Genomic DNA, 10733 nt, shown 5'->3' with positions numbered 1-10733 from the left:
CCCGGGTTGATCAGCGATGATCGTGAAGCTCTTTCACGTCTTGTTACATTCACTGAATGGCCGCTGCTGACCCTCTCGCCAAAGAAAGCGCATCAATCGCCCTGCCAGGGCTGGCCCGCGCCTTGATCTCCGCCGGCAAGCTGCCGGCGAAGACTGCGGAGGAGATCTATCAGAAGTCCCTCAGCGGGCGCAGCAGCTTCATCGCCGAGCTGACCGGCACCGGCGCGGTCTCCGCGGCGGATCTTGCCCATACGCTGTCGAGCGCCTTCGGCGCGCCCCTGCTCGACCTCGACGCCGTCGATTCCCAGCGCCTGCCGAAGGACCTGCTGGACTCCAAGCTGTGCCAGGCCTATCGGGTCGTGGTGCTCAGCAAGCGCAACAACCGTCTCATCGTCGCAACAGCCGACCCCTCGGACCAGCAGGCGGCGGAAAAAATAAAGTTCGCGTCGCAGATGGGCGTGGATTGGGTCGTTGCCGAGTACGACAAGCTCTCCCGCATGATCGAGGCGGCGGCGGTGAGCGCCGCCGAAACCATCGACAGCATCGTCGGCGCCGAGTTCGAGTTCGACGACTCCTCGATCGCCGAGAGTGCCGACGCGAACGAAGCGGCGATCGCCGAGGTCGAGGACGCGCCGGTCGTCCGCTTCCTGCACAAGATGCTGCTCGACGCCTTCAGCATGCGCGCGTCGGACATCCACTTCGAGCCCTACGAGCACCAGTATCGCGTGCGCTTCCGGGTCGACGGCGAACTGCGCGAAATCGCCACGCCGCCCACCGTCATCAAGGACAAGCTGGCCTCTCGCATCAAGGTGATCTCGCGGCTCGACATCTCCGAGAAACGCGTGCCGCAGGACGGCCGCATGAAGCTCAAGATCGGCCCGGAGCGGGTGATCGATTTCCGCGTCAGCACCCTGCCCACGCTGTTCGGCGAGAAGATCGTGGTGCGTATCCTCGACCCGAGCAGCGCGCGCCTGGGCATCGATGCCCTGGGCTACGACGCCGACGAGAAAGAGCGGCTGATGCAGGCCATCGGCCGTCCGTACGGCATGGTGCTGGTCACCGGGCCGACAGGCTCGGGCAAGACGGTCTCGCTCTACACCTGCCTGAACCTGCTGAACAAGCCCGGCGTCAACATCGCCACGGCGGAGGACCCGTCTGAAATCAACCTGCCCGGCGTCAACCAGGTCAACGTCAACGACAAGGCAGGGCTGACCTTCGCAACCGCGCTGCGCGCCTTCCTGCGCCAGGATCCCGACATCATCATGGTCGGCGAAATCCGCGACCTGGAAACCGCCGACATCGCGATCAAGGCTGCGCAAACCGGCCACCTGGTGCTGTCGACCCTCCACACCAACGATGCCCCGACCACGCTGACGCGGATGCGCAACATGGGCATCGCGCCTTTCAACATCGCATCCAGCGTGATCCTCATCACCGCCCAGCGGCTGGCGCGCCGGCTGTGCACCGTGTGCAAGGCGCCGATCGAGGTGCCCAGGGAAGCGCTGCTCGACGCCGGCTTCAAGGACCGTGACATCGACGGCACCTGGAAGCCCTACAGGCCCGTCGGCTGTTCTTCATGCAACGGCGGCTACAAGGGCCGGGTGGGCATCTACCAGGTGATGCCGATCTCCGAGGAGATCCAGAAGATCATCCTGCGCGACGGCAGTGCGCTCGAGATCGCCAAGCAGTCCGAAGCCGAGGGCGTGCGCTCGCTGCGGACTTCCGGGCTGCGGAAAGTCATGCAGGGCCTGACTTCCCTCGAAGAAGTGCTCGCGGTCACCAACGAATAGAGAAGCGGACATCGAATGGCAACAGCAGCAGCATCCCGGACGGCGCTCAAGGAATACGTCTTCGAGTGGGAAGGCAAGGACCGCAACGGCAAGGTGGTGCGCGGCGAGGTCCGGGCCGCCGGCGAGAACCAGGTCCAGGCCGCGCTGCGTCGCCAGGGAGTGCTGGCCTCGAAGATCAAGAAGCGGCGCATGCGCTCCGGCAAGGCCATCAAGCCGAAGGACATCGCCATCTTCACGCGCCAGCTGGCGACCATGATGAAGGCGGGCGTGCCGCTGCTGCAGGCCTTCGACATCGTAGGACGCGGCAATGCCAACCCGAGCGTGGCCAAGCTGCTCAACGACATTCGCAGCGACGTCGAGACCGGCACCTCCCTGTCCGCCGCCTTCCGCAAGTTCCCGAAGTACTTCGACAACCTCTATTGCAACCTGGTCGAGGCCGGCGAGGCCGCCGGTATCCTGGAAGAACTGCTCGACCGCCTTGCCACCTACATGGAGAAGACGGAGGCCATCAAGTCGAAGATCAAGTCGGCGCTGATGTATCCCACCTCGGTGGTCGTGGTCGCCTTCGTGGTGGTCGCGATCATCATGATCTTCGTGATCCCGGCCTTCAAGCAGGTGTTCAGTTCCTTCGGCGCCGACCTGCCGGCGCCGACGCTCATCGTGATGGGGATCAGCGAATTCTTCGTCGCCTACTGGTGGCTGATCTTCGGTGTGATCGGCGGCGGGCTGTACTTCTTCTTCCAGGCCTGGAAGCGCAACGAAAAGGTCCAGCGCTTCATGGACCGCTTGCTGCTGCGCGTGCCGATCTTCGGCACGCTGATCGAGAAATCCTGCGTGGCCCGATGGACCCGCACCCTGGCCACCATGTTCGCGGCGGGTGTGCCGCTCGTGGAGGCCCTTGATTCGGTGGGCGGCGCTTCAGGCAACACGGTGTACGGCGACGCCACGGTCAAGATCCAGCAGGAGGTCTCGACCGGCACCAGCCTGACGATGGCCATGACCAATGCCAACCTGTTCCCCTCGATGGTCCTGCAGATGACCGCCATCGGCGAGGAGTCCGGGTCCATCGACCACATGCTGGGCAAGGCTGCCGACTTCTATGAATCGGAGGTCGACGACATGGTCGCGGGCCTGTCGAGCCTGATGGAGCCGATCATCATCGTGTTCCTCGGGGTGATCATCGGTGGCATCGTGGTCTCGATGTACCTGCCCATCTTCAAGCTCGGCCAGGTCGTCTGATGCTGCTGTCGCAGGGGGCCGACGCCGCATTGGCCGGCGTGCTGGGGCTGCTCGTCGGCAGCTTTCTCAACGTGGTGATCTACCGCACGCCGATCATGATGTACCGGCAGTGGCTGGCCGAGGCCGTAGGCAACCTGATGAAGGTGGAGGGCGCGCCCTCTTTGTGGAGCCTGGTGTTCGGACCGAAGTCGGACACACCCCCTCGGCTCGAAGCCGCCGCCGGCGACGCGGCCAAGCTCGTGGACGCCCTGCCCCCCTTCACCCTCGCCCGCCCGGCCTCGCGCTGCGGACACTGCGGCCACGCAATCCGCTGGTACGAAAACGTGCCGGTGCTCAGCTACCTGTTGCTGCGCGGACGCTGCAGCGCCTGCAAGACGCCGATCAGCCCACGCTACCCCCTGGTGGAACTGGTCACCGCGGCGCTGTTTGCGCTGTGCGCGTGGCGCTACGGGTTGACGCCCGCCGCAGCGCTGTGGGCCGCCTTCGCGGCGCTGCTGGTCTGCCAGTTCCTGATCGACCTGGACACGCAGTACCTGCCCGATTCGCTCAACTATGCGCTGCTGTGGCTCGGCCTCATCGGCGCGGCAGCCGGCCTGACGCATGTGCCGCTGGCCTCCGCGGTCTGGGGCGCCGTGTTCGGCTATCTGAGCCTCTGGCTGGTCTATCACGCCTACCGACTTGCGACCGGCAAGGAGGGCATGGGCTACGGCGACTTCAAGCTGCTGGCGGCGCTCGGCGCCTGGCTGGGCGCCGACTACCTCATCGCCATCGTGCTGGTCTCGTCGCTGGTGGGTGCCACCCTCGGCACGCTGCTGCTGCTGATCGGCAAGCTGGCCCACAAGGATGTTCCGATCTCGTTCGGCCCCTTCCTGGCAGGCGCCGGGCTCGTGTGCCTCGTCGCCGGACCCGATACTGTGCGGCAATGGATTCCCTTCGCATTTCCCCTGGGCGCCCTGACCCTCTGAGCCTGCGCATCGGCCTGACCGGCGGCATCGGTAGCGGCAAGAGCACGGTCGCGTCCATCCTGGTCGCCGATGGCGCGACGCTGATCGACACCGACGCCATCGCGCGTGCCATCACCCAGCCGCAAGGCGCCGCGATGCCGGCGATCGAGGCTGCCTTCGGACCCTCCTTCGTCGCTGTCGACGGCAGCATGGACCGCGCCCGCATGCGGGAGCTGGTGTTTGCGGACCCGGCGGCAAAGGAGCGGCTCACGGCCATTCTCCACCCGGCGATCGGCGCGGAGTGCGAAGCCCAGGCAGCCGCCGCCGGCCCCGGGCTGATCGTCTTCGACGTGCCACTGCTGGTCGAATCGGGGCGTTGGCGCGCCTTGGTCGACCGCGTGCTGGTGGTCGACGCTACCGAAGAGAGCCAGTTGCAGCGCGTCGTCTTGCGCTCGGGCTGGAGCCCCGAGGCCGTGCGGGCTGTGATTGCGCAGCAGGCGCCGCGAAGTGCGCGCCGTGCGGCCGCGGATGCAGTGATCTTCAATGAGGCGCTGTCGCTCGAGGAACTTGCGGTCGAGGTGCGCGCTCTGTCCTGGCGTCGGGCTGCCCAGCGATAATCCAAGGTTTGCTGCCCCGGCGGCGGCTCCCCCATCGAACAGAAGAAGACGGCGAACGAGGCCAGCGCGTCCGCCCCATCCGAGATGCTTTTCAATTCGCACGCGTTTCTCTTCGTCTATTTCCCGATCGTCCTGCTCGGCTTCTTCCTGATCGGCAAACGCAATGCACGCGCTGCGGCCGGCTTCCTGGCCCTCGCCTCGCTGTTCTTCTACGGCTGGTGGAGCGTCAAGGCGCTGCCGCTGCTGATCGGCTCGATCTGCATCAATTACTGGTTCGGGTTGCGGCTCACGCCCGGGCCGGGCCGCGGCGACGCCGAGCGCAAGCGCCTGCTGATCATTGCCCTGGTGGTGAACCTCGGCGTGTTGGCGGTGTTCAAGTACGCGAACTTCTTCGTCTCGAACGTCAACGAGGGATTGGCGGCCGCGGGCTTCTCGCCCATCCCGATGCTGCACATCGCGCTGCCGATCGGGATCTCGTTCTACACCTTCACGCAGATCGCCTTCCTGGTCGATTGCTGGCAGGGCAAGGTGCACGAGCGCAGCTTCATCCACTACGCACTGTTCGTCACCTACTTCCCGCACCTGATCGCGGGCCCCGTGCTCCACCACGCGCAGATGATGCCGCAGTTCGCCAACCCGCAGACCTACAAGGCCGATCCGCAGAAGGTGGCCGTAGGTCTGGCCATCTTCAGCTTCGGGCTGGCCAAGAAACTGATCATCGCCGACCCGATGGGCCAGTACGCGGACCTGATGTTCAACGGCGCGCACAACGGCATGGCCCCCACGCTCTATACCGCGTGGTTCGGCGTGCTCGCCTATACGCTGCAGATCTACTTCGACTTCTCGGGCTACTCGGACATGGCGGTCGGCCTCTCGCTGTGCCTGGGCGTGCAACTCCCGCTCAACTTCCGCTCGCCCTACAAGTCGACCAACATCATCGAGTTCTGGCGGCGCTGGCATATTTCGCTGTCGACCTTCCTGCGCGACTACCTTTACGTCCCGCTGGGCGGCAACCGAAAGGGTCCGGCCCGGCGCTACCTGAACCTGTTCCTCACCATGTTGCTGGGCGGCCTCTGGCACGGCGCCGCCTGGACCTTCGTGATCTGGGGCGCGCTGCACGGTGCCTACCTGATGGTCAACCACCTCTGGAACGCCAAGGTGCGGCGCAACGTACCGGCAGGGCCCGTGGGCCGCGTGGTCGGCTGGCTGCTCACCTTCCTGTGCGTGATGATCGCGTGGGTGGTGTTCCGCGCCGACGGCATGCACACGGCAATTGCCGTCTACAAGGGCATGCTGGGCATGCACGGGGCCCCTCCGAGCGCCTTCAGCGAGTTGGGGCTCGTGCCCTACCGCAAGTCCGAGTTCTTCAGGACGCTGCTGGTCGGCCTGGTCATCTGCCTGAGCTTCCCGCCTACCATTTCGCTCGAGCGATGGGTGCCCCATCCGCAGGCGCTGGCCGGCAACAGGGTGCTGGCCCTGGGTTCGACCCTGATGGTTGCCGCCGGCAGCTTCCTGGTATTCGCCTGGGCGGTGTCGAAGCTGGGCGGCTACAGCCCCTTCCTGTACTTCCAATTCTGAAACAAGCGACATGACGCTCGCAAAAGTCTGGCTCCGCATCTTCGTCACCGGCTATGTGGCCGTGTTCGCCATGTGGCTCGTCTCGCTGACCACGCTCCCGCCCTATGGCGACCTGACCCGCATCGGCCACCTGGCGGAAGAGGATTTCGGCTGGACCAAGCCGGGACCCACGGTCGACCCGGCCTACCTCAAGGCGGCGCCGGTCGGCGAGGCCGACGTCCTGGTCATCGGCGACAGCTTCTCGATGACGCTCTATTGGCAGGCGTCGCTGGTGAAGGCGGGCTACCGCGTCGCCACCACGTACTGGGGCCAGTACGGCACGGTGATGTGCAAGGATTTCGACCAGTGGCTCCAGCGCGCCGGCTTCAAGGGCAAGCTGATCATCTTCGAAAGCGTGGAGCGCCTGCTCGATGAGCGCACGGTCGATGGCCAGGCCTGCAACAAGGTCGTCAAGCCCTTCGAGTCGAAGCTCGAGCCCTTCGTCAAGCCAGCCACGCTTCCCGGGCCCGATGCGCTGCCCAACTGGACTGCGCGCTTCGATACCGGCCCCGAGGCCTACTACAACTCGTGGCGAGCGAAGAGGTCGAGCGTCGATCTCCTGTTCAACAAGAACACCTGGGTTCGGTCCTTCCCGGAAGGTTGTAAATACTTCTCCCATCGAGAGTGCAACAAGCTGCCGGTTTTTGTCGATGAAGAAGGCAACGGCCCGCTGACCACGGGGACTTTGGAGCGCATCAAGACCTTTGCCGCGCAGCACCCGGCCATTCCGCAGCTGTGGATGGTGATTCCCAACAAGGCCACCGTCTATCTCAGGCCCGAATTCTCGAAAGACTTCGTGAAGGGATTCGTCGAGGCCAAGCTCGGGCCCGACCTCTACGCCTTCTCCCGCGAGAAGAGCGCACAAATCCAGGACTTCTTTTTCTCCAACGACACCCACCTGTCCATGCATGGCCAGCTGGCGCTGGGCGAGCACATGCTGGGCGTCGTGCGCGAAGTGCTGCCTGTCCCACAGGCGAAGTCACCGTGAGAGGCTTATCATCCCGCGACGGGAACCCCACACACACGTGATCCTCTACGAATACCCCTTCAACGAGCGCATCCGGACCTACCTGCGGCTGGAGCACCTGTTTCGTCGCCTTGGCGAACTGGTACCCGCCGACTCGCCCTTGTCCCACCACTACGCGCTGGTCACGATCTTCGAGATCATGGATGTGGCCGCGCGCGCCGACCTGAAGGCCGACGTGCTGCGCGACCTGGACAAGCACAAGCACGTCTTCAATGGCTACCGCGGCAATCCCGCGATTTCCGAGGCGGTGCTGAACCAGATCGTCGCCAAGCTGGAGAGCAACTTCGCGACGCTCAACACAATTCCGGGCAAGGCCGGCCAGGCACTGACCGAGAACGAGTGGCTGATGAGCATTCGCAGCCGCGCGAGCATACCCGGCGGCACCTGCGAGTTCGATCTACCCGCCTACTACGCCTGGCAGCATCGGCAGGCCCATGAGCGCCGCGCCGACCTGGAACGCTGGTCCTCCACGCTCGCGCCGCTGGCTGAATCGATCTACCTGCTGCTCAAGCTGCTGCGCGATGCCGACGTGCCCTACAAGGTGATCGCCACCGGTGGGCAGTTCCAGCAAACGCTGCCGCAAGGCCGCAGCTTCCAGCTCCTGCGGCTGCGCATCGATCCGCGGCTGGGCCTCATTCCCGAAATCAGCGGCAATCGGCTGATGGTGTCGGTACGGCTGATGCGGCACGAGGCTGACGACCGCCTGCACCAGAGCACGGAAGACACCCCTTTCGAGCTCACCCTCTGCGCTTGAGGATTGTGATGGCGACGAGCAAGAAGACTGCCGCAGGCGAGCGCATCGTGCGCTGCCCGGCCTGCGGCAATGACAGCGTCTACGGACCGAGCAATCCCTATCGCCCCTTCTGCAGCGCGCGTTGCAAGGGCATCGACCTTGGGGCCTGGGCCAATGAAGAATTTCGGATGCCGGCGGAGGCCCCGCCGGACGACGAGGCCTTCGGCGACCCCAAGCTTCAGTAGGTGGTCCGGGGCAGGCCGCGCTCCTGCGCCAGCCAATCGAGCACCGGCAACGCGCCCGGCAGCACCGGGGTCACCGACAGTGGCAGCTGCTGCCAGCGCATGGACTGCCCTTCGCGCATCTCGAACTCGCCCTGCCACGCTCGCACCTTGCACCAGTGCAGGCGCACCAGTGCGTGCGGGTAATCGTGCTCGGTCGTCTTCCAGACCTCGGCGGCCTCGATGGTGATGCCCAGCTCCTCGTGCAACTCGCGCCGCAGTGCCTGCTCGATGGACTCGCCGCCCTCGATCTTGCCCCCCGGAAACTCCCAGTAGCCGGCATAAGGCTTCCCCTCGGGGCGCGTCGACAGCAGCAGGGCGTCATCAGCCTCGCGGATCAGGATGCCGACCGCCACCTCCGTGTGCTTGCGTTCGTCCGCCATCGCGCTCAGTGCCGCCCGGCGTAGTCGCGCGCGAACTGGTAGGCCACCCGGCCGCTGCGCGAGCCTCGCTCCAGTGCCCAGACCAGTGCCTCGGCGCGCGCGGCCTCGATGGTCTCCGCACCGGCGCCGAAGGAGGACAGCCACTGCGCGACGATGGCGAGGTACTCGTTCTGGCTGAAGGGATAGAAGCTCACCCACAGGCCGAAGCGCTCCGACAGCGAAATCTTCTCCTCGATCACCTCGCCCGGGTGCACCTCGCCGTCCTCGGTGTGGGTGTAGCTGAGGTTGTCCTTCATGTACTCGGGCAGCAGGTGGCGTCGGTTGCTGGTCGCGTAGATCAGCACGTTGGGGGTGGCCGCGGCCACCGAGCCGTCGAGGATGGATTTGAGTGCCTTGTAGCCCGGCTCGCCCTCATCGAAGCTCAGGTCGTCGCTGAAGACGATGAACTTCTCGGGTCGCTGCGACACCACTTCGACGATGTCGGGCAGGTCGGTCAGCTCCGCCTTGTCGACCTCGATCAGGCGCAGGCCCTGCGGCGCATAGGCGTGAAGGCAGGCGCGGATCAGCGACGACTTGCCGGTGCCGCGTGCGCCGGTGAGCAGCACGTTGTTGGCCGGCTTGCCCTCCACGAACTGCCGCGTATTGCGCTCGATCTTTTCCTTTTGGACATCGATTTCCTTCAGCGCTTCAAGCGGCATGGGTGCCAGATGACGCACTGGTTCCAACGTGCCATGGCCCGAGCTGCGTCTGCGGTAGCGCCAAGCAATGGAGGCGCTCCAGTCGGCCGGCGCGGCGAGAGGCTGGGGAAGGATGGATTCGATGCGGCCGATCAACTGTTCGGCGCGCTCGATCAGGTGTTCGAATTTCTCATTCATGACCTGTAGTCGGCATTGATCGATACGTAGTCGTGGCTCAGGTCGCAGGTCCACACCGTGTCCGAGGCTTCGCCGCGGCCAAGCGCGATGCGCACGGTGATCTCGCTCTGCTTCATCACCCGCTGTCCGTCTTCCTCGCGATAACTCGGATTGCGCCCGCCCTTGACGGCCACGTGCACGTCGTCGAGGTAGAGATCGATGCCGGTCTGGTCGAGGTCGGCGATGCCCGCGTAGCCGACCGCCGCCAGGATGCGCCCGAGGTTCGGGTCGCTGGCATAGAAAGCGGTCTTGACCAGCGGCGAATGCGCGACAGCGTAGGCCACCTGCCGGCATTCGGCGGCGTCACGGCCGCCCTCCACGTGCACGGTGATGAACTTGGTCGCACCCTCGCCGTCCCGCACGATGGCCTGCGCCAGTTGGCGTGCGACTGCCTGCATGGCTTCGACCAGTTCGCGGCCATCAGTCGAATCGAGCGAATCGATGGCGGCATGCGCAGCTCTCTGCGTGGCAATGACCACGAAGGAATCGTTGGTCGAGGTGTCGCCGTCGATGGTCACCCGGTTGAAGGAGGCGTCCGCGAGGGCCTTGGCGAGCGGCTGGATCAGCGCGGGTGCGATCTTGGCGTCGGTCGCCATGAAGCCCAGCATGGTCGCCATGTTGGGCCGGATCATTCCGGCACCCTTGCTGATGCCGGTGATCGTGATGGTCGCACCGCCGATCTGCACCTGCCGGCTGAAGGCCTTGGGCACGGTGTCGGTGGTCATGATGCCCTCGGCCGCACGGCCCCAGTGGCCGGGCTGCGCATCGGCCAGCGCGGCAGGCAAACCGGCCTCGATGCGATCGATCGGCAGCGGCTCCATGATCACGCCGGTGGAGAAGGGCAGGATCTGCTCCGGCGCCACCTCGAGCTTGCGAGCCAGGGCGATGCAGGTGGCGCGGGTGCGCGCCAGCCCGTCCTCGCCGGTGCCGGCATTCGCGTTGCCGGTGTTGATCAGCATTGCGCGAATGCCGAAGTCCTTCTGCAAGTGCTCGCGACAGACCTGGACCGGCGCTGCGCAGAAGCGGTTCTGCGTGAACACGCCGCCGACTGCGGCGCCTTCGTCGATCAGCACGACGGTCAGGTCCTTGCGGTTGGCCTTGCGCACGCCCGCTTCGGCCACGCCGATGCGCACGCCGGGCACCGGGTGCAGCCCGGCGGGATCAGGCGCGGAAAGATTCACTGGCATA

At 65.5% G+C, this 10733-nt stretch carries 11 protein-coding genes; 8 read left to right on the top strand and 3 right to left on the bottom strand.

Annotated elements, in window-relative coordinates; genetic code table 11:
• The first annotated feature begins 56 nt into the window (after window positions 1–56).
• The 8 genes from pilB (at window position 57) to G3W89_RS06555 (ending at window position 8212) form a co-directional block, all read left to right on the top strand.
• Window positions 57–1790 carry a type IV-A pilus assembly ATPase PilB gene (pilB, locus tag G3W89_RS06590; RefSeq protein WP_162573339.1) on the top strand — a complete coding sequence of 578 codons (1734 nt, stop codon included), beginning with the start codon at window positions 57–59 and terminating at the stop codon, window positions 1788–1790.
• Window positions 1791–1805: 15 nt separating this feature from the next.
• Complete coding sequence (locus tag G3W89_RS06585) at window positions 1806–3029, top strand: type II secretion system F family protein (protein ID WP_162573338.1); 1224 nt, start codon at window positions 1806–1808, stop codon at window positions 3027–3029.
• A complete protein-coding gene (locus G3W89_RS06580) occupies window positions 3029–3994 on the top strand; it encodes a prepilin peptidase (protein ID WP_162573337.1) in 966 nt (321 codons plus the stop codon). The genes G3W89_RS06585 and G3W89_RS06580 overlap by 1 nt, the downstream gene beginning before the upstream one ends.
• Complete coding sequence (gene coaE, locus G3W89_RS06575; RefSeq protein WP_162573336.1) at window positions 3952–4590, top strand: dephospho-CoA kinase; 639 nt, start codon at window positions 3952–3954, stop codon at window positions 4588–4590. Before G3W89_RS06580 ends, coaE begins: the two co-directional genes overlap by 43 nt.
• 84 nt (window positions 4591–4674) lie before the next feature.
• Entirely contained in the window at window positions 4675–6168 is a 1494-nt protein-coding gene (locus G3W89_RS06570) for an MBOAT family O-acyltransferase (RefSeq protein ID WP_162573335.1), read from the top strand.
• Window positions 6169–6178: 10 nt separating this feature from the next.
• Window positions 6179–7195, top strand: a complete 1017-nt coding sequence (locus tag G3W89_RS06565; protein WP_162573334.1) for an HAD family hydrolase — start codon at window positions 6179–6181, stop codon at window positions 7193–7195.
• A 37-nt stretch (window positions 7196–7232) separates the two neighbouring features.
• The gene (gene zapD, locus G3W89_RS06560; RefSeq protein ID WP_162573333.1) at window positions 7233–7988 is read left to right on the top strand and encodes a cell division protein ZapD; all 756 of its coding nucleotides are present in this window, start codon (window positions 7233–7235) and stop codon (window positions 7986–7988) included.
• A gap of 8 nt (window positions 7989–7996) precedes the next feature.
• Window positions 7997–8212 carry a DNA gyrase inhibitor YacG gene (locus tag G3W89_RS06555; protein WP_162573332.1) on the top strand — a complete coding sequence of 72 codons (216 nt, stop codon included), beginning with the start codon at window positions 7997–7999 and terminating at the stop codon, window positions 8210–8212.
• Here the strand turns inward: G3W89_RS06555 and G3W89_RS06550 are convergent.
• Genes G3W89_RS06550 through argJ form a run of 3 tightly spaced genes read right to left on the bottom strand, consistent with a single transcriptional unit; the run spans window position 8206 to window position 10732 of the window.
• Window positions 8206–8631 (bottom strand): NUDIX domain-containing protein, encoded by a 426-nt coding sequence (locus G3W89_RS06550; RefSeq protein WP_162573331.1) that lies wholly within the window; start codon window positions 8629–8631, stop codon window positions 8206–8208. The two genes, G3W89_RS06555 and G3W89_RS06550, sit on opposite strands and share 7 nt — an antisense overlap.
• Before the next feature lie 5 nt (window positions 8632–8636).
• Window positions 8637–9506 carry an ATP-binding protein gene (locus G3W89_RS06545; protein ID WP_162573330.1) on the bottom strand — a complete coding sequence of 290 codons (870 nt, stop codon included), beginning with the start codon at window positions 9504–9506 and terminating at the stop codon, window positions 8637–8639.
• Entirely contained in the window at window positions 9503–10732 is a 1230-nt protein-coding gene (argJ, locus tag G3W89_RS06540; protein WP_162573329.1) for a bifunctional glutamate N-acetyltransferase/amino-acid acetyltransferase ArgJ, read from the bottom strand. The genes G3W89_RS06545 and argJ overlap by 4 nt, the downstream gene beginning before the upstream one ends.
• Window position 10733: the final 1 nt, after the last annotated feature.

Origin of the sequence: Variovorax sp. PBL-H6, assembly GCF_901827155.1 — a bacterium.
GTDB lineage: Bacteria > Pseudomonadota > Gammaproteobacteria > Burkholderiales > Burkholderiaceae_C > Variovorax.
The sequence above is the reverse complement of the archived record's forward strand: the minus strand, read 5'-3'. Positions and strand labels throughout refer to the sequence as shown.

Excerpts from the sequence above, each read along its gene's own strand:
- G3W89_RS06565 (WP_162573334.1), top strand. The coding sequence starts at position 6,179 with ATGACGCTCGCAAAAGTCTGGCTCCGCATCTTCGTCACCGGCTATGTG.
- G3W89_RS06580 (WP_162573337.1), top strand. The coding sequence starts at position 3,029 with ATGCTGCTGTCGCAGGGGGCCGACGCCGCATTGGCCGGCGTGCTGGGG.
- G3W89_RS06570 (WP_162573335.1), top strand. The coding sequence starts at position 4,675 with ATGCTTTTCAATTCGCACGCGTTTCTCTTCGTCTATTTCCCGATCGTC.
- G3W89_RS06585 (WP_162573338.1), top strand. The coding sequence starts at position 1,806 with ATGGCAACAGCAGCAGCATCCCGGACGGCGCTCAAGGAATACGTCTTC.
- G3W89_RS06555 (WP_162573332.1), top strand. The coding sequence starts at position 7,997 with ATGGCGACGAGCAAGAAGACTGCCGCAGGCGAGCGCATCGTGCGCTGC.
- G3W89_RS06550 (WP_162573331.1), bottom strand. The coding sequence starts at position 8,631 with ATGGCGGACGAACGCAAGCACACGGAGGTGGCGGTCGGCATCCTGATC.
- coaE (WP_162573336.1), top strand. The coding sequence starts at position 3,952 with ATGGATTCCCTTCGCATTTCCCCTGGGCGCCCTGACCCTCTGAGCCTG.
- argJ (WP_162573329.1), bottom strand. The coding sequence starts at position 10,732 with ATGCCAGTGAATCTTTCCGCGCCTGATCCCGCCGGGCTGCACCCGGTG.
- pilB (WP_162573339.1), top strand. The coding sequence starts at position 57 with ATGGCCGCTGCTGACCCTCTCGCCAAAGAAAGCGCATCAATCGCCCTG.
- G3W89_RS06545 (WP_162573330.1), bottom strand. The coding sequence starts at position 9,506 with ATGAATGAGAAATTCGAACACCTGATCGAGCGCGCCGAACAGTTGATC.